The sequence below is a fragment of the Rhodoferax sp. LS1P39 genome, assembly GCF_056521425.1.
Genome location: NZ_JBWMAV010000019.1, coordinates 39,396 through 60,275 on the forward strand (window position 1 = coordinate 39,396; position 20,880 = coordinate 60,275).

At 65.5% G+C, this 20,880-nt stretch carries 16 protein-coding genes and 1 other RNA gene; 6 read left to right on the plus strand and 11 right to left on the minus strand.

Going from position 1 to position 20,880, the window contains the following annotated elements; translation table 11 throughout:
• Positions 1-75 precede the first annotated feature (75 nt).
• The 8 genes from AC097O_RS22325 to AC097O_RS22360 form a co-directional block, all read right to left on the minus strand.
• Positions 76-408: a YbaB/EbfC family nucleoid-associated protein gene (locus AC097O_RS22325; RefSeq protein ID WP_315184245.1), complete on the minus strand. Its 333-nt coding sequence runs from the start codon at positions 406-408 to the stop codon at positions 76-78.
• Between the two features lie 26 nt (positions 409-434).
• A complete protein-coding gene (gene dnaX / locus AC097O_RS22330; RefSeq protein WP_479595162.1) occupies positions 435-2,150 on the minus strand; it encodes a DNA polymerase III subunit gamma/tau in 1,716 nt (571 codons plus the stop codon).
• Positions 2,151-2,192: 42 nt separating this feature from the next.
• Positions 2,193-3,461, minus strand: coding sequence for a glycerate kinase type-2 family protein (locus AC097O_RS22335; RefSeq protein WP_479595163.1), 1,269 nt, complete (start codon positions 3,459-3,461; stop codon positions 2,193-2,195).
• 16 nt (positions 3,462-3,477) lie between these two features.
• Positions 3,478-4,392: a 2-hydroxy-3-oxopropionate reductase gene (locus AC097O_RS22340; protein ID WP_479595164.1), complete on the minus strand. Its 915-nt coding sequence runs from the start codon at positions 4,390-4,392 to the stop codon at positions 3,478-3,480.
• 192 nt (positions 4,393-4,584) lie between these two features.
• Complete coding sequence (locus tag AC097O_RS22345; protein WP_479595165.1) at positions 4,585-5,373, minus strand: HpcH/HpaI aldolase family protein; 789 nt, start codon at positions 5,371-5,373, stop codon at positions 4,585-4,587.
• A 166-nt stretch (positions 5,374-5,539) separates the two neighbouring features.
• The gene (gene gudD, locus AC097O_RS22350; protein WP_479595166.1) at positions 5,540-6,874 is read right to left on the minus strand and encodes a glucarate dehydratase; all 1,335 of its coding nucleotides are present in this window, start codon (positions 6,872-6,874) and stop codon (positions 5,540-5,542) included.
• A gap of 27 nt (positions 6,875-6,901) precedes the next feature.
• Positions 6,902-7,864 carry a Bug family tripartite tricarboxylate transporter substrate binding protein gene (locus AC097O_RS22355; RefSeq protein ID WP_479595167.1) on the minus strand — a complete coding sequence of 321 codons (963 nt, stop codon included), beginning with the start codon at positions 7,862-7,864 and terminating at the stop codon, positions 6,902-6,904.
• A gap of 138 nt (positions 7,865-8,002) precedes the next feature.
• The gene (locus AC097O_RS22360; RefSeq protein WP_479595168.1) at positions 8,003-9,031 is read right to left on the minus strand and encodes a LacI family DNA-binding transcriptional regulator; all 1,029 of its coding nucleotides are present in this window, start codon (positions 9,029-9,031) and stop codon (positions 8,003-8,005) included.
• A gap of 45 nt (positions 9,032-9,076) precedes the next feature.
• On the opposite strand from AC097O_RS22360, the gene ffs reads away from it, so the two are divergent.
• The 3 genes from ffs (at position 9,077) to AC097O_RS22375 (ending at position 10,041) form a co-directional block, all read left to right on the plus strand.
• Positions 9,077-9,172, plus strand: an RNA gene (ffs, locus tag AC097O_RS22365) — signal recognition particle sRNA small type.
• Between the two features lie 195 nt (positions 9,173-9,367).
• Positions 9,368-9,697 carry a type II toxin-antitoxin system RelE/ParE family toxin gene (locus AC097O_RS22370; RefSeq protein ID WP_479595169.1) on the plus strand — a complete coding sequence of 110 codons (330 nt, stop codon included), beginning with the start codon at positions 9,368-9,370 and terminating at the stop codon, positions 9,695-9,697.
• Positions 9,694-10,041, plus strand: a complete 348-nt coding sequence (locus tag AC097O_RS22375; protein WP_479595170.1) for an addiction module antidote protein — start codon at positions 9,694-9,696, stop codon at positions 10,039-10,041. The genes AC097O_RS22370 and AC097O_RS22375 overlap by 4 nt, the downstream gene beginning before the upstream one ends.
• Before the next feature lie 29 nt (positions 10,042-10,070).
• Here AC097O_RS22375 and AC097O_RS22380 read toward each other — a convergent pair whose 3' ends face one another.
• Positions 10,071-13,790 (minus strand): hypothetical protein, encoded by a 3,720-nt coding sequence (locus AC097O_RS22380; protein WP_479595171.1) that lies wholly within the window; start codon positions 13,788-13,790, stop codon positions 10,071-10,073.
• A gap of 163 nt (positions 13,791-13,953) precedes the next feature.
• Here AC097O_RS22380 and AC097O_RS22385 point away from each other — a divergent pair, with 163 nt between their 5' ends.
• From AC097O_RS22385 to nhaA, 3 genes are all read left to right on the plus strand, one after another.
• Positions 13,954-14,844 (plus strand): DMT family transporter, encoded by an 891-nt coding sequence (locus AC097O_RS22385; RefSeq protein ID WP_479595172.1) that lies wholly within the window; start codon positions 13,954-13,956, stop codon positions 14,842-14,844.
• 121 nt (positions 14,845-14,965) lie between these two features.
• Positions 14,966-15,991, plus strand: coding sequence for a GGDEF domain-containing protein (locus AC097O_RS22390; RefSeq protein WP_479595173.1), 1,026 nt, complete (start codon positions 14,966-14,968; stop codon positions 15,989-15,991).
• A gap of 188 nt (positions 15,992-16,179) precedes the next feature.
• Positions 16,180-17,529: a Na+/H+ antiporter NhaA gene (gene nhaA / locus AC097O_RS22395; RefSeq protein ID WP_479595174.1), complete on the plus strand. Its 1,350-nt coding sequence runs from the start codon at positions 16,180-16,182 to the stop codon at positions 17,527-17,529.
• A gap of 72 nt (positions 17,530-17,601) precedes the next feature.
• Here nhaA and AC097O_RS22400 read toward each other — a convergent pair whose 3' ends face one another.
• The gene (locus AC097O_RS22400; protein WP_479595175.1) at positions 17,602-18,846 is read right to left on the minus strand and encodes a TIGR03862 family flavoprotein; all 1,245 of its coding nucleotides are present in this window, start codon (positions 18,844-18,846) and stop codon (positions 17,602-17,604) included.
• A 219-nt stretch (positions 18,847-19,065) separates the two neighbouring features.
• Positions 19,066-20,787 carry a gamma-glutamyltransferase gene (gene ggt, locus AC097O_RS22405; RefSeq protein ID WP_479595176.1) on the minus strand — a complete coding sequence of 574 codons (1,722 nt, stop codon included), beginning with the start codon at positions 20,785-20,787 and terminating at the stop codon, positions 19,066-19,068.
• Between the last annotated feature and the right edge of the window lie 93 nt (positions 20,788-20,880).

Sequence of the window (20,880 nt, forward strand, 5' to 3'; positions counted from 1 at the left end):
GGCCCTTTGCTATATTTTCAGTAGCTGCTTGCGCCCTTGGAATAAGCGCTAGAGGCCTAAAAGGCTTCAATTCCATCAGAACGGGAACTTCATGCCGCCTGGCAGGCCGGGCATGCCAGCCGTCAACTTGCCCATTTTTTCCTGGCTGGTTTCTTCGGCTTTGCGCACGGCGGCGTTGAAGGCGGCGGCGACCAGGTCTTCCAGCATGTCTTTGTCGTCGGCCAGCAGGCTGGGGTCGATGGTGATGCGTTTGACATCGTGTTTACAGGTCATCAGCACCTTGACCAGGCCTGCGCCGGACTCACCGGTGACTTCGATGAAAGCCAGTTCGTCCTGGGCTTTTTTCATGTTGTCCTGCATGGCCTGGGCCTGCTTCATGAGGCCGGCGAGTTGTCCTTTGTTGAACATGGAGATTCCTAAGTAAGTGGTTGAAATTAAACAGGTTTTAGCGTTCCTGGCACGATTTTCGCACCAAAATCTCGCATCAGGGATTGCACCAGCGGGTCGCCCAGGATGATCTCTTCGGCGATGCGCTGTTTTTCATTGGCCGCCGCAGCATTGCGCTTGGCCGGGCTGTCGGCCACGCTGCCGACCTCAACATCCAGCGTGGCGTTGGGGGTGATCGACTCCAGCGCCACGCGCAGGCGTTCGCGGCTCATGGGCTGGCTCAAAGATTCACGTTCGATGCGCAGCCGCCAATTGCCACCGTCCACCGCCAGCAGTTGCGACTGCAAAGCCAGCTCGCGCACCAGGCCGCCCACGGCATCTGCCGCTATCAGTTGCTGCACCGTGGCGTGCCAGTAATCGCCGTCTACCGTGTGCACCGGGGGTGCAGCCACCGGAACGGGGCGGGCTTGCAGGCGTTCGCTGGGCTCGGCCTGTACGCGCACCGGCAGTTCCTGCACGGCAGGTATGACAGGCGCAGCTACCGGTGGCGGCGGTGGTATTTCAACCGGCTTGACCGCCACGGGAGCCGGTGCAGGCAGCGGCATCGGTGCCCGAACGGGCTCACTCAGAGTTTTTTTTTCCGCCGATTGCCGCACCGGGCTGCCCGGCTTGAAGGCCAGCAGGCGCAGCAGCACCATGGTCAGGGCGGCGTACTCATCAGGCGCCAGGCCCAGCTCGGCGCGGCCATGCAGGCACAGGCTGTAGAGCAGTTGGGTTTCGTCGGCGGGCATGGCCTGGGCCAGGCGGGCGGTGTCGGCGGCTTCGGGGTCGGCCTCATCCACCGGCATGCCGGGCACGGCCTGGAGCACGGCCATGCGCTGCAGCACATTGGTCATTTCTTCCAGCGTGGAGGCGGCGCTCAGGCCGTTCAGGCGCAGGGCTTCGGCGGTTTCGACCACGGTTTTACCGTCGCCCTGGGCCAGCGCATCGATCAGGCGGAACACGTAGCTGCGGTCCACACTGCCCAGCATCTGGCGCACTGTGGCCTCTTGCAATTGGCCGTTGCCAAAGGCAATCGCCTGGTCGGTGAGCGACAAGGCATCGCGCATGGAGCCCCGGGCCGCGCGCGACAGCAGGCGCAGCGCGCCGGTGTCGGCCTGCACGCCCTCGGTGGCCAGCACCTGGGTCAGGTGCGAGAGCACGGTTTCGGGTGCCATGGGGCGCAGGTTGAACTGCAGGCAGCGCGACAGCACGGTGACCGGCACTTTTTGCGGGTCGGTGGTGGCCAGCACAAACTTCAGGTATTCGGGCGGCTCTTCCAGGGTTTTCAGCATCGCGTTGAACGCGGTGTTGGTGAGCATGTGCACTTCGTCGATCATGAAGACCTTGAAGCGGCCCTGCACCGGCTTGTACACGGCCTGCTCCAGCAGGGCCTGCACTTCGTCCACGCCCCGGTTGGAGGCGGCATCCAGCTCGGTGTAATCCACAAACCGGCCGCTGTCGATATCGGTACAGGCGCTGCACACGCCGCAGGGGGTGGCGGTGATGCCGCCGGTGCCGTCCGGGCCTTGGCAGTTGAGCGACTTGGCCAAAATGCGCGACACCGTGGTTTTGCCCACGCCACGCGTACCCGTGAACAGGTAAGCATGGTGCAGGCGCTGGGTGGTCAGGGCGTTGCTGAGGGCCTGCACCACGTGCTCCTGCCCCACCATTTCAGAGAAATTACGCGGACGGTACTTGCGGGCGAGCACGAGATAAGACATGCGGGGATTCTAAAGGGCTGGCTATGCCCTTTCGGGATGCGACTAGCCCTCGATGAGGATGGCGCGAAAGTCGTTCACGTTGGTCAGCGTGGGCCCAGTCACCACCGAGTCGCCCAGCGCCTGGAAGAAGCCGTGGCCGTCGTTGTTGTCCAGGCTGCTGCGCGGGTTGGTGCCCAGCGCCCAGGCGCGGGCCAGGGTGGTGGGGGTGAGCACGGCACCGGCGATTTCTTCGGCTCCGTCCACACCATCGGTGTCCCCTGCCAGCGCATAGATGCCGGGCAGGCCGTTCAACGCCACCGCCAGCGACAGCAAAAATTCGACGTTGCGCCCTCCCCGGCCCTGGCCGCGAAGGGTCACGGTGGTTTCGCCGCCTGACAAGAGCACGCAAGGCGTTTGGAACGGCTGGCCATGCACGGCCACCTGGCGGGCGATACCGGCCATAGCCTTGCCCAGGTCGCGGGCCTCGCCCTCCAGGCTGTCGCCCAGGATGTACGGGGTGATACCCGCCTCGCGGGCCACCTGGGCGGCGGCTTCCAGGGCTATTTGCGGCGCGGTGACCATGCGGGTCTGGATGCCTGCCAAGCGCGGATCGCCGGGCTTGATGGTTTCGCCTGCGCCGCTTTCCAACAGGCTGCGCACGGCGGGCGGCACCGCAATGCGGTAGCGCTCCACGATGGCCAGCGCATCGGCACAGGTGGTGGGGTCGGCCACGGTGGGGCCGGAGGCGATGTCGATCGGGTCGTCGCCCGGCACGTCGGATATCAACAGTGTCAGCACCTGTGCCGGGTGGCACACCGCCGCCAGCCGCCCGCCTTTGAGGCTGGAGAGGTGGCGGCGCACACAGTTCATTTCGGAAATGCTGGCCCCGCTGTGCAGCAGCGCGGTGTTGACCGCCTGCTTGTCGGCCAGGGTCAGGCCCTCGCCGGGGGCCACCAGCAGCGACGAGCCGCCACCAGAGATCAGCGCAATCACCAAATCATCCGCCGTCAGGCCCGTCACCAGTTGGCGGATGCGCTGCGCCGCCGCCAGCCCTGCCGCATCCGGCACCGGGTGGGCGGCTTGCACGATCTCGATGCGCTCGCAGGGCACGTCGTAGCCGTAGCGGGTGACGACCAGGCCTTCCAGCGGACCGCTCCAGTGGTCTTCCAGCGCCCGTGCCATCGCGGCCGATGCCTTGCCCGCGCCGATGACGATGGTGCGGCCCTTGGGCGGCGGCGGCAGGTGCGGCGGCAGGCACAGCGCGGGCTGGGCGGCGGCCACGGCGGCATCGAACATGCTGCGCAGCAGTTGGGTGCGGTCGGTGGAGGTCATGGGCGCTATCTTAAGTTCAGGCGACGGCGTGGCCCGCCATCAGTTCCAGGGCTTTCACCAGGGCCGAGTGGTCCAGGTCGGCCATGCCGTTGGCGGCGCAGACTTGCATCAACTGGGCCGCACCGGCGGTTTGCGGCAGGGACAAGCCCAGCTCGCGTGCGCCCTGCAGCGCCAGACCCAGGTCCTTCTGGTGCAGGCGGATGCGGAAACCGGGGTCAAAGGTGCGCTTGACCATGCGGTCGCCGTGCACTTCCAGAATGCGGCTGGACGCAAAACCGCCCATCAGCGCCTGGCGCACCTTGGCCGGGTCGGCACCGGCTTTGCTGGCAAACAACAGGGCCTCGCCCACGGCGGCAATGTTCAGCGCCACGATGATCTGGTTGGCCACCTTGGTGGTCTGGCCGTCGCCATTGCCGCCCACCAGGGTGATGTTCTTGCCCATCAATTCCAGGAGAGGGCGCACAGTGGCAAAGGCCGCTTCCGAGCCGCCGCACATGATGGTCAGTGACGCGGCCTTGGCACCCACTTCGCCACCGGAAACAGGTGCGTCGATGTAGTCCGCGCCCAGCGCGTTGATCTTCAGCGCGAAGGCCTTGGTGGCCATGGGCGAAATGGAGCTCATGTCCACGACGATCTTGCGGCTGTGGCCGTCTTCCATCACGCTGCTCTTTGGTGAACTAGCCAGGCCCGCGGCAATACCGTTCTCGCCGAACAGCACGGCTTCTACGTCCGGGGTATCGGGCACCATGGTGAAGACGATGTCGGCACGGCTGGCCACGTCTGCTCCGCTGTCGCACGCGGTGGCGCTGGATGCGGTGATGTCGGCGTGCGCCTTGTGCAGGGTGTAATAAAACACTTGGTGCCCGGCATTGACGAGGTGCAAGGCCATAGGTACGCCCATGATGCCCAAACCGATAAATCCTAATTTCATAGCTGCTCCTGCTTATGGAATGGGCGCTAGCGCCCTTTTTGGTGAAATATTGGCCCACCCCCAGGCTCCGCTTCGCTCCTCCAACCCCCTTGCAGGGGGCGATACCAGTGGCCCGGCAAAGCCGGGGCCAGCTATCTCTGGCAGCGTTCGTTCTGGCTGAAACTGGGGGGGCCGTCGTTGGAAAAATGATCTTCAATATCCGCTTGCACCGCTAGACACCGGCCGTGCGCGCATCTTGGCCACCACCTGCTGGGCACCGGCGGCCATCAGCCGTGCGTCCGAGCTCACGGTGACAAACTGGAAACCCTTGGCGATGCGGGCCAGTGCGCCGTCGGTGGTGCCGTTGTGGATGCCTGCCACCACACCGTGCGCCTTGGCGCGGGCCAAGATATGGTCGATGGCCTCGGCGGCTTTGGGGTCCACATCGTCAAACACCGGACGGCAGCCCAGCGCCAGCGACAGGTCCGACGGGCCGATGTAGATCGCGTCCAGCCCCTCTACCGAGAGGATGTCGTCCAGGTTGTCCAGCGCCTTAGCGGTTTCGATCATGGCGAAGGTGACGATGGTGTCGTTGGCGTGCGTGGCGTAGTCGGCCCCACCGTACAACGTGGCGCGCACCGGGCCAAAGCTGCGCGTGCCGCGTGGCGCGTAGTGGGTGTAGGCGACGAGCTTTTGCGCGTCTTCGCGGGTGTTGACCATGGGGCAGATCACGCCATACGCACCTGCGTCCAGGGTCTTCATCAGAATGCCGGGCTCCAGCCAGGGCACGCGCACCACCGGCACCGTGTCGGTGGTGGAGATGGCTTGCAGCATGGGCACCATGGCCTGGTAGTCCACCATGCCGTGCTGCAGGTCGATGGTCAGCGAATCCCAGCCCTGGTGGGCCATGGTTTCGGCGGAAAAGCTGTTCGGAATGGCCAGCCAGCCATTCACGGCAGCGCCCCCCGATTTCCACAACGTGCGTAAACGGTTTTCGCGCATGGGATGCTCCTTGGTGCGGATGGTGCAAGTAACGGGTTTCAACGCTGGTGTTTAGTCATACGTTGTCTGATAACAAGGCAACTATCGCCGATTTACTCGATTTAAAACCGAGGGTTTACGCTAATAAACCCTATTTTAACCACAAGTTGTATGACGACTGATGGGCTTAACGGTCCAATGCGGGGCGCTTGGGGTCGAATTTCCAGCCCGGAATGATGGTTTGCATGGCCATGGCATCGTCGCGCGCCCCCAGGCCGTGCTGTTTGTAGAGCTGGTGGGCTTTTTCCACCTCGACCATGTCCAGTTCCACGCCCAGGCCGGGCTTCTTCGGTACCTGCACCAGGCCGCCCTGGATTTGCAGCGGTTCTTTGGTGAGGCGCTGGCCGTCTTGCCAGATCCAGTGGGTGTCGATGGCGGTGACCTTGCCCGGCGCAGCGGCACCCACGTGGGTGAACATGGCCAGCGACACGTCAAAGTGGTTGTTGGAATGCGAGCCCCAGGTCAGGCCCCAGTCGCGGCAGGTCTGCGCCACCCGCACCGAACCCGCCATGGTCCAGAAATGCGGGTCGGCCAGCGGGATATCCACCGATTGCAAGGACAAGGCATGGCTGAGTTGCCGCCAGTCGGTGGCAATCATGTTGGTGGCCGTGGGCAGGCCGGTGGCACGGCGGAACTCGGCCATCACCTCGCGGCCCGAGAAGCCGTCTTCTGCGCCGCACGGGTCTTCGGCATAGGCCACCACGCCGCGCATGTCGCGCATCAGCCGCACCGCGTCTTTCAACAGCCAGCCGCCGTTGGGGTCCAGCGTGACGCGGGCTTCGGGGAAGCGGGCGTGCAGCGCGTGCATGGATTCGACCTCTTCCTCGCCGCGCAGCACACCGCCCTTGAGCTTGAAGTCGTTGAAGCCATAGCGCTCGCGGGCAGCTTCGGCCAGGCGCACCACGGCCTCGGGGGTCATGGCGGCCTCGTGGCGCAGGCGGAACCAGTCGTTATCGGCACCAGGGTCTGTGACGTAAGGCAGATCGGTTTTGGTGCGGTCGCCCACATAAAACAGGTAGCCCAGCATCTCCACCGCGTCGCGCTGCTGGCCCTCGCCCAGCAAGGCGGCCACCGGCACGTCCAGGTGCTGACCCAGCAAATCCAGCAAGGCGGATTCGATGGCGGTGACGGCGTGGATGGTGGTGCGCAAATCGAAGGTTTGCAGCCCGCGCCCGCCGGTATCGCGATCGGCAAACTGCTTTTGCACCTGTTGCAGCACGCGCTGGTGCGCGCCGATGGGCTGGCCGACCACCAAGGCGGCGGCATCTTCCAGCGTCTGGCGGATTTTCTCGCCGCCGGGCACTTCGCCCACGCCGGTGCGGCCTGCGCTGTCGGTCAGGACCAGCAGGTTGCGGGTAAAAAACGGGCTGTGCGCGCCGCTGAGGTTGAGCAGCATGCTGTCGCGGCCTGCGACCGGAATGGCGCGCAAGGCGGTGATGACGGGGGTGGAATGGGAAGTCATGGTTGGTGCTTTCAAAATGGGGTGGGCTTAGTCGGCAGTGATCTTGCCGGCCTCGATCACGCGCTTCCAGCGGGCGAATTCGGTGGACTGGAAGGCGGCAAACTGCTCTGGCGTGTTGGCGATGGTTTCAAAACCCAGCGCGCCAAACTGCTGCTTGATGGCGGGGTCGGCCAATGCGGCCACGATGGCGGCGTGCAGCTTGCCGCGCACATCGGCGGGCAAGCCCTTGGGTGCCACGATGGCCTGCCAGGAATAGACCTCGACGTTTTTCACCCCGCCCTCGGCCATGGTGGGCACCTCGGGCAACACCTCGGAGCGCTTGCTGCTGGTAACGGCCAGGGCGCGCAGCTTGCCGCCCTTGATTTGCGACAGCACTGCGTTGATGTTCTGGAACGACGCATCCACCTGCCCGCCCAGCAGGTCCGAGATGGCGGGCGCGCCGCCCTTGTACGGAATGTGCAGGCCGCTGGTGGCCGTTTGCTGCCAGAACAGCTCTACCGTTAGGTGGTCGCTGGAGCCGTTGCCCGACGAGGCAAAGGTCATCTTGCCGGGGTTGGCCTTCTGGAACGCCACCACCTCGGCCAGCGATTTGTGCGGCGAATTGGCGGGTACCACCAGCACATTGGGGGCCTGCACCGCCACGGTGATGGGGTCAAAGTCTTTCAGCGCGTCGTACTGCACGCCCTTGATCAGGTGCGGGGCAATCACCAGCGGGCCCAGCGAGCTGACCAGCAGCGTGTAGCCATCCGCCGGTGCACGTTTGACAAAAGTGGCACCGATGGTGCCGGTAGCCCCCGCCTTGTTGTCCACGATGACGGTTTGCTTGAATTTTTCGGTCAGCCGGGGGCTGAGGGCGCGGGCTACCGAGTCGGTGGAGCCGCCCGCCGGGAACGGCACCACCAGGGTGACGGTTTTTTCAGGCCACGCCTGGGCATGCACACCGAGCGTGGCAACCAGTCCGAGCAATGCAGAAGCCAATATTTTTTTCATGGAAAACCTTTGTAGATGTGGTCAAGGCAATCAAATGGTAGCGCTACCTTGATGGCCAAATGATAGCGCTACCAAATTTCCAAGGCAAGACAAAATATCTAGGGGTAAACGCGGGTATGCCAGACCTGCTAGCAGCGCTCAGGTGCTGTCGCGCTCGATGATGGAAAAGCCGATGTCCACCACCGGGTGCGCCACCGGGCGGCCTTCGATGCGGTCCACCAGGCACTGCGCTGCCGTGCGGCCAATGGCATCGGCATCGATGTGCACCGTGGTCAGGGCCGGGTGCAGATCAGCCGCAAACGCCAGGTCGCCAAACCCCACCACCGCCAGTTGCTGCGGCACCGCCAGCCCCCGCGCCTGCGCCTCGGTCACCACACCCAGGGCCAGCAGGTCCGAGCTGCAAAACACCGCATCCAGATCGGGCACGCTGGCCACCAGATCCACCAAAGCCCTGCGACCACTTTTCATGGTGGTGGGCGCGGGCACGGTCACCACCGTCACCGGACGCAAACCGGCTGCCAATGCAGCCGCCTGGAAAGCCGCGTGGCGGCGGTGCGAACGCTCGTCGTCCCCGGCTACCACCGCCAGGCGGGTGCGCCCCTTGGCCACCAGAAACGCCACCACCGCCTGCCCCACCGCCTCGTGCGAAAAGCCGACCAGCATGTCCAGCGGCGTGGGCGTGTAGTCCCAGGTTTCCACCACCGGGATACCGGCGGCCAGCAGCCGCTTGCGCCCTTCGGGCGAATGCAGGATGCCGGTCAGCACAATGCCGTCCGGGCGGCGACCAATGATGGCATCCAGCAGCGCGTCTTCACGCGAATCGGCGTAGCCGCTCTGGCCCAAGATGAGCTGGTAACCGCAGGCATCCAGCGCTTCGGTCAGGGACTGCACGGTTTGCAAAAACACCGGCCCCGAGATGGTGGGCACCACCGCCGCCACCAGGCGGCTGCGCGCCGATGCCAGCCCGCCCGCCAGGCGGTTGGGCACGTAGCCGGTCTGCGCAATGGCCTCGGTCACCTTGCGCAGCACCTCCGGCGACACCTGCCCAGGCGTATTCAGCGCCCGCGACGCGGTGATGGGCGCCACCCCGGCCAGCTTGGCCACGGTATGCAAGGTCACTGCGCCACTACCCCGGCGGGCGCGCTTCAAAGGGGGAACAGGATTCATCGCCCGATTCTAGAAGCCCGCCGATCCTGGCTTACAATCGGAGGTGACGGACCTTCCCGCATGGTGAAGCGGCCAACCGGGTCAGGTGGGGAACCAAGCAGCCCTAACTGTGGAGCCAGTGCCGGGGTAAGGTTCGTCAACTAATTCACCAAAAAGTCAATGCTGGCGCGGGCTTAGGCAAATAGGTCGGCCCCAGCATCTCGACTGTGTAACTTGACCGCGTCAGGTCACCTCCCCCAAAAAAACACCAGGATTGCCGCGCATAGCGTGTCCGTGCGCTAAGGCCTGTGCATGAATCAGGGGTATTTCACCCCCTGTAACCTATAATCCACAGCCATGTTCGATGTCCAAGACTATCTGACCTCGGGCGGCCAAGACCCTTATGCCTTGTGGTTGAGCGGGTTGGCGGATCGGCATGCCAGGGCGCGCGTTCTGGTGAGGGTGAACCGGATGGCCGCAGGCAACTTTGGAGACTGTAAGCCCGTGGGCGAAGGTGTCTGGGAGTTGCGAATTGACTGGGGGCCGGGCTACCGGGTTTATTACGCGCAGGCGGGCAAGCGTTTGATTCTGCTGTTGGTGGGTGGCGACAAACGAAAACAACAGGCCGACATCGCAGAGGCACTGGCTTATTGGACAGACTGGCAACACCGAAGGAAGAATCCATGACAACAACCAAATCCCCGGCACACCGCCAAAACGATGTCGCCGTGGTGGAAATGCTCAAGGCAGACCCTTCCATGGCGGATGTCTATCTGGCGACAGCACTGGAAGAGTCCCATCTTCCGGGCGGGCAAACGGCGCTGTTGGCCGCCCTGCGCCACATTGCGGAGGCGCAAGGTATGGCAGCCGTGGCGGAGCGTGCAGGCATGCCGCGCGAAAGCCTGTACCGCGCCCTGTCGCCACGGGGGAATCCCACCATCAAGACGCTATTGGCCGTCATGGGAGCCGCTGGCTTACACCTCAGCGCCGTCAGCGCCGCCCGTGAACCAGATGGCTCCGTGGCGGCATAACCAAGCAGCCACTCCTACCCCTCAAAACCTCACTCCCCCACCATCGCCACCGCCATCGGCGTGTTGTTGGCGTTGTCCATCCCGCGCTCGGCATTCTTGCTGGCGATGGACGGTAGCCACAGTTCGATCACGCCAGGGGTGGCTTTCAGCGCGTCGGGCAGGTTGCGGATCCATACCTGGTCGGGCGCGCCCGGCAACACCCAGGGCACGCCGAGGTACTGCGACAAGGCTTTGGCACAGGCCTGGCCACCGTTGTCGCTGGAGGCGATGTTGGCGTTGAAATTGGTACGGTCATGCAGCACAAAGGTGGGCTTGGGCCAGGGCTCAGGGCGGCGCTGTTGGCGCAGGTCGGCGCTGCGCACCACGTTTTCCACCGGAGCCACCTGCACCACGGCGCTGACCTGCTGGTTCAAGGTGTCGCGCAGCACATTGGCCACGGCAAACGAGGCCGGGTCGTACACCTGGATGTACAGCGTGGTTTTGCGGGTGCAGGCCAGGCCGACCGCCAGGGCCCTGGCATCGGGCACCCGGGGGTCCACTGGCACCACGGTCGGCGGGGGCTGTACGGCAGGCGGTGGTGGAAACACCGAACCCAGGTTGGGTGGTGCCACCGACAGCTGGAACAAGGCCATCACGCCCAGTGCATTCCATTTTTCCACCAGGGTGTCGCGCAACTTCTGGCTGGCACGCGCCTGGTCGGCGGGGCTGGCTCCGTTGACCCAATAGCCCATGGCACTGCTCAGGATGACCGGCTTTTTAACCAGGCTGCACAGGTCTTGCACCCTTTGCTGGATGGGCTTGCTGCAGACGAAATAGTTCTCCAGCCGGTTGCACTGGCCGGTGATCTGCTCCACCAGCCGCTCTACCCCGGAGCCATCGACCCGGCGCATGGCGGGGCTGTCGCGGCGGCCCAGCAGGTCTTCGGTCTGGGTCAGCATGTGCTGGGGCAGCTTGGGGCAGGCTTCGTCCAGGGTGTCGATTTTTTCGGCCACCTTGGCATACAACTGGCTGGTGTCGTTCTGCAGGTCGGTGCTCTTGCGCTGCAACTGGTCCTGCACCTGCCACAGCGACACCACCAGCGTGCCCGAAGCCCCCAGGCCCAGCGTGGTGCCGATGGCGGTGGCCCGGGCACCGCGCCGCCACAGGGGTTCGGATGCCTTGGTCTCGCCGGTCTTGGTGCCACCCAGGCGGGCCGCCACCTGCATACCGTGGTGGGCCGGGCTGCGCCAGCCGGGCAGCAGGGCCAGCCATTCTTCGGTGAGGGCGCGGCCAAAGTCTTCGCCCAGGCGGTGGTAGCTTTCCCACTGGGCTTCGTCAAACGACTGGTCGGCGGTGGACTCGTGCGGAAAGTCGGGGTGCTTTTGCTTGTAGGCCAGCAGGTCCACGTCCAGCGCGTCGTGCATATTCGGTTTGACCACCAGCAGCGTGCCTTCGGGCCTGAACTCGGCCCCACCCGGCCCGGGGCGCGGGCGGTAGCGGATGCGCGCCAGCAGCACGCCCCGGCAGGAATGGTTGTCCTGCATGTCTTCGGGCGAGAGCACGGTGACATCGCGGCGCTCTTGCGAAAACAGCCGGGTCAGCACCCGGGCGGCTTCGGCGTGGCTGTAGAAGTCGATCTCGGCGCCAAAGTCGATGCGCGCCTTGCGCACCAGGTTTTCCAGATCGCCAAACTCGTATTCGGTATCGCAACTGGCATCGGACAGGATGATGAAGTCCAGCTCGCGCTTGAGCAGGGCATACACCCCGGTGTTTTCAAAGTGCCCGCCGTCCGACAGGTACCACCAGGGCCGCTCCACCCCGTAGAAAGTGGCAAATGCCTCGTTGAGCAGCATCATGGGCTTGGGGCACCAACGCCAGCCGAACCAGCTGACCAGCTTCAGCTCCGGGCTACGGGTGGGGGCGCGCATCCAGTGGCCCAGGCGCACGCCCAGCAGGTACAGCAAGAGCGCCAGGCCGCGCGAGGTGTAGGCCCCGGCCCCGGGCGATGCCGCCGCGCCCGACACCGCCACCCAGCGGCCCAGGGTGCCCACGTCCTGGCCCTTCTTTTGGGCAATGAAGGCCCCCGGCCCCACCTCGAAGCCGCGCCAGCTGGCGGTCACCGCCGCGCCCTTGCGGTCGGCGTTGTACAGGCCGCTGCGGTAGTCGCGCGTCTGGTTCAGGCAGGTGTTGACCAGATGGATGGGCCCGCCCTTGCGTTCCGGCGCATAGCTGCACATGTGCATGTCATCGCCGTCCACCACCTGGGTTACGTCGGAGCGCGGTTGGCTGGGGTCGTTCATGTGGCGCTTCTGGTTGCCCGCAGCCAGGTAGGCGCGCACCACACGGGCCCGGTAAAAGCTGTGCAGCGAAGAGGAATTGGCCATCTGCGCATTCGCCGCCGTCAACACCACCCAGGTGGCCCAGGCCGCCAGCAGCAGCGCGGCCCGCTGCACCGCAGGCACGTCTACAAACACCCCAAATGGGTTTAGCGCAAACACAAACCACTGCACCAGCACCAGCCAGCCCAGGCCCAGCACCACGCAGGCCAGCAGGCTGGCCAGGTTGACCAGCCGGGGGGCCCAGTTCTGCGATTGCTTGCTGGTCTCGGCAGCCATCTGCTGCAGCGGCTGGACCAGGTTGCGCAGCACCAGCAGCACAAAGCCCCCTACGCCCAGGCCGCCCCAGAGCCACGACGGCGTACCGTCGCGCTTATTGTCCAAGGCTTCCAGCCAGGCCTCCAGCAGCCACCAGCTCACCAGGTCCAGCGCACCCAGGGCCAGCAGGCCCAGCGCCAAGACCAAGGCCCCGCGCAGGGCTCCGGTCAGGCCGTGGCGGATCCTGGCCACCAGCAGCGAGTGCGATGCATCGCGCGACAACGCCAGCCACAGCACCACCCCGGCCTGGCCCAGGGTGAGCGAGCCCATGCCCAGCGCGCAGGCGTTGAGCCAGCCCGGCCCCTGCGCCACCGAGACCCCCAGGCCCACCCTGCCCACACTGCCCCACAGCACCGCGGTGCACAGCCCGGCCACCAGCACAAACACGGCATCGCGCAACCCCAGGTGGTGGACCACCAGCGCCTTGTCCCCGCCCGCATCGCGCGCCGCCCAGTAGCCTGCGATCAGGCCCGGCACGGTGGCCAGGGCCACCGCCAGCGACAGCACCCACCACGGCGTGTACCAGGCGGCCCAACCGTTGAACCACTGGAAGCGGTGCTGCAGCAGGTGCGGCGCCAGCACCACCAGGCCCAGCAGCAGGCAGGTGAACATCAGCTCGGTGTGGATGGCCAGCCAGGCCCGCAGGTAGGTGGCCACCGCCGTGCCGGTGTCGCGCGAGCCCGACGGGTTCAGGTAGCGGCCATTGCGGCGCAGCCAGGCCAGCACCGGCGAGGCCCCGTCGGCCATCAGCTGCTGGGCCGCGCGGATGCCGTAGGTGTCCACCAGCCGCCCCCACATCGCGCCGATGTAGCCGCCGCCCGACACGGTAGACAAATAATCCAGCCGCCCCAGCAAACCGTCGCGCGCCAGGCCCCGGGCCGCCCCGCCCTGGCCCCGGTTGTGCGCCATGCCGCGCATCAGCCCCAGGGCAAACGTGGCGCTGCGCACGCCTCCGCCCGACAGGGCCAGGCCCACGCGGGGCAGGTCCAGCTCGTTGCTGTCGCCCGGCCCCGCCTCCGGTGGCAACCCCAGCACCTGCTGCCGCCGCGCCAACAACGCCGCCCGCTCGGAGGCGCACAGCGCTGCAAAGCTGTCGGGATGGGGGTCAGGGGGCATGCGGTTCTCCGGCTATGGGCCTATTTTGGACCGCTACGCCGCAGCCTGCATCCCTACTATGCAGTACGAGCCTGTATAGTCAAGTACTACACAAAATATAGCTGCTTGTGCCCATCCCATCAGCACGAGCAGTCAAAAATCTTTGCAAACCTGGCCCTTGACCATGCTGAAGTTTCTATCCACCCGCTGGCACGGCCTGGCGGGCAACTCCCGGGGCGTGTTGCTGGTGATGCTGGCCATGCTGTGTTGGGCGGTGCTGGACGCCTGCAACAAGCGCCTGATGGCCGAGGGCATCCCGCCCCGGCAGGTGCTGTTTCTGCAGGCCAGCGTGGTCTTGCTGATGGTGGCCCCGCTGATCGCCTGGACGCGCGGGCGCGTCATCCGCACCCGCAACCCGCGCATGCACCTGCTGCGCGCGGGCTTTATCGTCACCTCGGCCGGGTGCGCCGCCTGGGCCGTGGCCCACCTGCCGCTGGCCGAGGCCAGCGCCTACCTGATGACCGGCTCGCTGTTCATGCTGCCGCTGGGCGTATGGCTGCTGGGCGAGCGACCGCATTGGCTGCGCTGGCTGGGCGTGGCGGTGGGCTTTGGCGGCGTGCTGGCTATTCTGCAGCCCGGTGCCAGCGCCTTCCACCCCGCCGCGCTGGTGGCGCTGTTTGGCGCGCTGATGGAGGCCATGCTGGGCGTGGTGCTGAAAAAGTATTCGGGCCACGAGCACCCCATCGCCATCCTCACCTGGAGCCAGACCGCCTGCTGGATCAGCTTTGGCGTGCTCAGCGGCTTCACCCTGCCCAGCGTGCCGCCCGCCCTGTGGGTACTGCTGCCTATCGTGGGCCTGGCCGCATCGGGCATTTACCTGTCGTACTTTTTTGCCTACCGCGCGGGCGATGCGTCGGCGGTGGAAGCGGGCAGCTTCTCGCTGCTGCTGTTCAGCCCCACGCTGGGCTATGTGTTCTTTGCCGAGACCCCAGCCGCCGCCTTCTGGACCGGAGCGGGCCTGCTGGTCTGCGGCATTGCCCTGGTGATTGTGGAGCCCAGCGGGCGGGCTGCCTGACTGCTGCCAGCAGACCAACCATTTAATTGCGTACCACACTTTCGCGCACAATACCTAAAATCCTAGCTGTAACATGGGGTAATTAAGGCAAAATGTCCGCAACATTGGGGACATTTTTTTTATGGATGCCTTGCTTCTGCGGCTTTCTCAATCCGTGGCCTCGGCGTGGACACTGGAAGATCTGACGCGCCCGCTGCTGGAAATGCTGGAGACCGTGACCGGGCTGGAATCCACCTACCTCACCACCATCGACGCGGAAAAAGGTGTGCAGACCATTCTGTTTGCACGCAACTCGCTGGAGCTGCTGATCCCCGAAGGCCTCAGCGTGGCCTGGACCGACACCCTGTGCAAGCGGGCTCTGGAGGAGGAGCGCTTCTTCACCAACGATGTGTCGGCCTGCTGGGGCGACTCCGATGCCGCGCGGGCCCTGGGCATCCAGACCTACCTGAGCATCCCCATCAAGTTGGGGGACGGTGGCGTGTACGGCACGCTGTGCGCCGCCAGCACCTCCAAGCTGCCGCTGGCACCCCACGCCGCCCACATGCTGCAGCTGTTTGCGCGCCTGATCGCCCAGCATATCGAGCGGGAACGGCTGCTGGCGCAGCTGGAAAAAGCCAATACCCAGCTGGCCACCGAGGCGCTGACCGACACCCTCACCGGCCTGCCCAACCGCCGCTCAATGACCGCCGAGCTGGTGCGCACGCTGGCCCGGGCGCAGCGCGACGGCACCGGGGTGCTGGTCAGCTTCATCGACCTGGACGGCTTCAAGGAGATCAACGACACCCACGGCCACCAGGTGGGCGACCAGTTTCTCACCGCCATGGCCGAAAGCCTGGCCGACGGCCTGCGCGCAGGCGATGTGCTGGCGCGTTTCGGGGGGGACGAATTTGTTGCCGTGGGGCGTGGCCCCAAGCTGAACGACGAACCCAGCAGCGCCGCGCGCATCTTCCAGGAGCGGCTGACGCAGCAATGCCGCACCCGCCTGTACCTGGGCGAGCTGGAAATCCAAGGCAGCGGTGCCAGCGTGGGGGTGGTGCTGATCGACCCGCGCACCACCACCGCAGAAAACGCCCTGACCCAGGCCGATGCCGCCATGTACGCCGTCAAACGCCTGCGCCGCCTGGAGCGAGAGCAGTTGCTGCCGTAGCCGAGGCGCAGCAATTAGCTATATTTAATATAGCTTGTCACGCTTATGGAATAAGCGCTAGCGGCCTGAAAGGCTTGTAAACAAGGCCTTCCCTGGTCGGTGTGTAAAAATGCACCAGGGTGTTCGCTGCAGGTGCAGCCAAACAGGTTTATGCGCTGGTCGGGCCGCCACGCGGAGTAACTCCGACCATGAACCCCTCCACGTCACGGCAGAAACTGCCGCGTGCCCAGCGCGTGGCCCAGCGCGCTTTTGCCACCCTGGACCGTTTCCTCCACATCGAAGCCGCCAGTGGCGTGGTGCTGCTGATCGCGGCGGCCATCGCCCTGGTATGGGCGAACTCCCCCCTGGCAGGCAGCTACCACGCACTCTGGCACACCCCGGTGTCGATTGGCGTGGGGCGCTTCATGTTCTCGCAAACGCTGCATTTCTGGATCAATGACGGCCTGATGGCGATCTTTTTTCTGGTCGTTGGCATGGAGATCCGCCGCGAAATCCACGAAGGCGCCTTGAGCAGCCTGCGCCAGGCCGCACTGCCGCTGGCGGCGGCCATCGGCGGGGTGGTGGTGCCGGCCTTGGTCTACCTGGCGCTGAACCCCCAGCCTATCCGGCAAGACGGCTGGGCCGTGCCCACCGCCACCGACATCGCGTTTGCCGTGGGCATTCTGGCACTGCTGGGGCGGTCCATCCCCGGCAATGTGCGGGTTTTCCTGCTGGCCCTGGCCATCATCGACGACATCGTGGCGGTCCTGATCATCGCGCTGTTCTATTCCGGCGGGCTGGATTACAGCGGCTTTGCCGTGGCGGCCCTGGGCATTTTGATGGTGCTGGGCCTGCAGCAGATGGGCATAGGCTCGGCCTATGCCTACGTGGTGCCGGGTGCCATCGTCTGGATCGGCCTGCTGGTGACCGGTGCGCACCCCACCCTGGCCGGCGTGGTGCTGGGCCTGATGACACCCGTGCACCCGCCCCGCACCCGCGAGAGCCCACTGCAGGTGGCCTCGCGGGTGGTCAACGATTTGCTCGACCGCGAGGCGTGCGCTGCCAAAGATGCGGATGACCTGGCCTACCCCCTGCGCGAACTCCGCCTGGCCCAGCGCGACATCCTGCCCCCGGTAACTCGGGTGCAGATGGCTTTGCATCCCTGGGTGGCCTTTGCCATCATGCCGCTGTTTGCGCTGGCCAATGCCGGTGTGGGCCTGGGCGGTGTCGACCTGTCGGCCGAGGGCCCGCAGTGGGTGATGCTGGGTGTGGCGCTGGCGCTGGCACTGGGCAAGCCGCTGGGTGTCGTCAGCCTGGGCTGGCTGGTGGTGCGCCTGGGGTGGTGCCAACTGCCGCCGGGCGTGTCCTGGGGCGGCATCTGCCTGGCCGGCTTGTTGGCCGGTGTCGGCTTCACCATGTCCATCTTCATTGCCATGCTCGCCTTTGCCGACCCGAACCTGCTCGCCGCGGCCAAGCTGGGGGTGCTGCTGGGCTCCCTGGTGGCGGCGCTGCTGGGTCTGGGCTGGGGCGTGGTGTACGCCCGAGGGCTACGCACCTAAGCCCCGCACCCGACAGGTCCCTGCACTGATTCGCTATGGAATAAATAGCTGCTCACGCTTATGGAATAAGCGCTAGCGGCCTAAAAAGCTTAAAACGCCCTGCCCGGCCCGGGCACCGCTGGCCATGCAGGCGGTGAGCAGGTAGCCGCCGGTGGGGGCCTCCCAGTCCAGCATTTCGCCTGCCGCAAACACGCCGGGCAGCGGCTCCAGCATCAGGTCCGGGCTCAGGGCTTCAAAAGCGATGCCACCGGCGGTGCTGATGGCCTCGTCGATGGGCCGGGTGGCTACCAGGCGGATCGGCAGGGCTTTGATGGCGGCGGCCAGCGCAGCCGGGTTCTGGAACGTGGCCTTGTCCAGCAACTCGTGCAGGATGCCCGCCTTGATGCCTTCCAGCCCCAGGCGGCTTTTCAGGTGGCTGGACAGCGAGCGGGTGCCGCGCGGGTGGGCCACGTCGGCCAGCACGCGCTCGGGGGTTTTGTCGGGCAGCAGGTCCAGCAGCACGGTGGCGTGGCCGTTCAGCGCAATCTCGTCGCGCACCAGGTGCGATACCGCGTAGACCAGGCTGCCCTCGATGCCGCTGGCGGTGGCAACAAACTCGCCCTGGCGGCGGAACGTGTCGCCCTGGCTGTTGGTGAACGACAGCGCCACGGTTTTGAACGGCTGCCCGGCGAAACGGCTGCTGAAATGCTCGGTCCATCCCGCCACGTCAAAGCCGCAGTTGGCGGGTTGCAGCGGTACCACCGGCACCTTGGCCGCCTGCAGCAAAGGCACCCACGCGCCATCCGACCCTAGCCGTGCCCAGCTGCCGCCGCCCAGCGCCAGCACCACCGCATCGGCAGTGATTTGCACCAGCCCCTTGGGCGTATCGAAAGTCCAGGTGTTGCCCTCCAGCCCCACCCAGCGGTGGCGCATGTGGAACTGCACCCCGGCCACGCGCAAGCGGTGCAGCCAGGCGCGCAGCAGCGGGGCCGATTTCATGTCGGTCGGAAACACCCGGCCCGAGCTGCCGACAAAAGTGTCTACGCCCAGGGCTTGGGCCCAGTCGCGCAGTTGCGCCGCGCCCAGGTCTTGCAGCCAGGGGCCGACTTGCTCCTGGCGCGTGCCATAGCGGGTGGCGAAGAGTTCGGGCGGCTCGGAGTGCGTGAGGTTGAGCCCGCCCTTGCCGGCCAGCAGAAATTTGCGGCCTACCGAGGGCATGGCATCGCACAACTGCACCGCCACCCCCGCCTTGGCCAGCACTTCCGCCGCCATCAAGCCCGCAGGGCCCCCGCCAATGACCAGCGCGGTGGTGCCCGTGGGCTTTTGTTCTTTTTGCATTGCTTCTTTCTGGATTACGGTTGCTTGTGTGAGGGGGCGAGGATACAAGGCTTGCGCTTTGGCGTTTTGTGGATGCCTGCCAGCGCCCTCGACCGGGCGGTGCGCCCGGTCGAGGATCGCCATGGCACCCCATCCGCCCAAGCAGTCGAAACACCCCCTCGCGCTTATCACATAAGCGCAAGCAGCTACAAAAACTGTAGCCGCTTACCTCCAGCGAACTCAGTACCCGGCAGCCAAGCCGGTATTGCGACGCGGGTCATTGGCACCGTAGAAGCGGAAGTTGCCACGCGGCTTGCCTTCCAGCGACGGGGCACCCACCAGGATGGCGGCCAGGTGGTTGGCGGGCTGCGGCACGCCCAGGTTGTGGCCCATGCCCTCCAGGATTTTGCGGGTGTCGGGGCTGATGCCGAAGGTGTCCATATTGGTCATGTCGGGCAGCCACTGCTGGTGAAAGCGCGGTGCGTCCACGGCCTCTTGCACGTTCATGCCGTAGTCGATGACGTTCAGGATGGTGTGCGTGACGGCTGTGATGATGCGGCTGCCGCCGGGGGTGCCAACCACCATGACGGGCTTGCCATCTTTGCTGACGATGGTGGGGCTCATGGAGCTCAGGGGGCGCTTGCCGGGTTCGATCTTGTTGGCTTCGCCCTGCACCAGGCCGTACAGGTTGGGCACGCCCACCTTGGAGGTGAAGTCGTCCATTTCGTTGTTCAGCAGCACGCCGGTCTTGGCGGCGGTGACCTTGGCGCCGAACCAGTCGTTCAGCGTGTAGGTGACGGAGACGGCATTGCCCAACTTATCGACGATGGAGTAGTGGGTGGTGTTGCTGCCTTCGTGCGGGGCCACGCCGGGCTTCAGGTCTTTGGAGACAGCGGCCTTGCTGGGGTCGATGGCGGCGCGGATCTTGGCGGCATAGCCTTTGTCGAGCAGGCGCTCCAGCGGGTTCTTCACGAAGTCGGGGTCGCCCAGGTAGCTGTTGCGGTCCAGGTAGGCGTGGCGCATGGCCTCGATCTGGTAGTGCACGGCCTGGGCCGAGCGGAAGCCCAGCTCCTTGAGCGGGTAGCCTTCGACGATGTTCAAAATCTCGCAGATCACCACGCCGCCCGAGCTGGGAGGCGGGGCCGAGACGATGCGGTAGCCGCGGTAGTCGCACTCCACCGGGGCCAGTTCGCGCACCTTGTACTGGTTCAGGTCTTCCTGGGTGATGATGCCCTTGCCGGCCTGGCTGGCGGCCACGATGTGGGCACCGACCGTGCCCTTGTAGAAGCCGTCCGGGCCCTTCTGGCTGACCAGTTTCAAGGTTTTGGCCAGGTCTTTTTGCACCAGCTTCTGGCCGATCTGGAACGGTTCGCCTTTGTTCAAGAAGATGGCAGCGGATGGCGCGTCTTTCTTGAAGTCTTCGGTGGAGGTTTTCAGCATGTCGATGTCGCCCTCTTGCAGCACAAAGCCGCGCTCGGCCAGCTGGATGGCCGGGGCCAGCAGCTTGGCGCGGCCCATGGTGCCGTACTTGGTGCGGGCTTCTTCAAAACCGGCCACCGAGCCGGGGATGCCTACCGCCAGGTAGCCATGGGTGCTGGCACCCTTGACCACATTGCCGTCGGCATCCAGGTACATGTTGGCGGTGGCGGCCAGAGGGGCTTTTTCGCGGAAATCGAAGAAGGTCTTGCGGCCATCGGCCAGCTGCACCGTCATGAAGCCGCCACCGCCCAGGTTACCCGCTGCGGGGTAGACCACGGCCAGCGCATAGCCCACGGCCACGGCGGCATCGATGGCGTTACCGCCGCGCTTGAGGACATCCACACCGACCTGGGTGGCCAGATGCTGGGCGGTAACGACCATGCCGTTTTCGGCGGCCACCGGGGCCACAGAGGCGGCCTGGGCGGCGCAACACAGGGCAGCGGCAGTGGCAATCAGCGCGGGGCGAAAGTAGGAAATGGGCATGCGGAAGAGTCTCCAAAATTAGGTTGGGTGCGGTCACGTCAGGAAGTAACCCAGCCCAATGTACCAAGTTCTGGCTACCGGCGAGTAGCCAAA

Bases quoted from the DNA above. Each gene is read 5' to 3' on its own strand.
- dnaX (WP_479595162.1), bottom strand. From the start codon at position 2,150: ATGTCTTATCTCGTGCTCGCCCGCAAGTACCGTCCGCGTAATTTCTCT.
- ggt (WP_479595176.1), bottom strand. From the start codon at position 20,787: ATGCCCATTTCCTACTTTCGCCCCGCGCTGATTGCCACTGCCGCTGCC.
- AC097O_RS22335 (WP_479595163.1), bottom strand. From the start codon at position 3,461: ATGACCTCCACCGACCGCACCCAACTGCTGCGCAGCATGTTCGATGCC.
- AC097O_RS22360 (WP_479595168.1), bottom strand. From the start codon at position 9,031: ATGAATCCTGTTCCCCCTTTGAAGCGCGCCCGCCGGGGTAGTGGCGCA.
- AC097O_RS22355 (WP_479595167.1), bottom strand. From the start codon at position 7,864: ATGAAAAAAATATTGGCTTCTGCATTGCTCGGACTGGTTGCCACGCTC.
- AC097O_RS22380 (WP_479595171.1), bottom strand. From the start codon at position 13,790: ATGCCCCCTGACCCCCATCCCGACAGCTTTGCAGCGCTGTGCGCCTCC.
- gudD (WP_479595166.1), bottom strand. From the start codon at position 6,874: ATGACTTCCCATTCCACCCCCGTCATCACCGCCTTGCGCGCCATTCCG.
- AC097O_RS22340 (WP_479595164.1), bottom strand. From the start codon at position 4,392: ATGAAATTAGGATTTATCGGTTTGGGCATCATGGGCGTACCTATGGCC.
- AC097O_RS22385 (WP_479595172.1), top strand. From the start codon at position 13,954: ATGCTGAAGTTTCTATCCACCCGCTGGCACGGCCTGGCGGGCAACTCC.
- AC097O_RS22400 (WP_479595175.1), bottom strand. From the start codon at position 18,846: ATGCAAAAAGAACAAAAGCCCACGGGCACCACCGCGCTGGTCATTGGC.
- AC097O_RS22390 (WP_479595173.1), top strand. From the start codon at position 14,966: ATGGATGCCTTGCTTCTGCGGCTTTCTCAATCCGTGGCCTCGGCGTGG.
- AC097O_RS22325 (WP_315184245.1), bottom strand. From the start codon at position 408: ATGTTCAACAAAGGACAACTCGCCGGCCTCATGAAGCAGGCCCAGGCC.
- AC097O_RS22370 (WP_479595169.1), top strand. From the start codon at position 9,368: ATGTTCGATGTCCAAGACTATCTGACCTCGGGCGGCCAAGACCCTTAT.
- AC097O_RS22345 (WP_479595165.1), bottom strand. From the start codon at position 5,373: ATGCGCGAAAACCGTTTACGCACGTTGTGGAAATCGGGGGGCGCTGCC.
- nhaA (WP_479595174.1), top strand. From the start codon at position 16,180: ATGAACCCCTCCACGTCACGGCAGAAACTGCCGCGTGCCCAGCGCGTG.
- AC097O_RS22375 (WP_479595170.1), top strand. From the start codon at position 9,694: ATGACAACAACCAAATCCCCGGCACACCGCCAAAACGATGTCGCCGTG.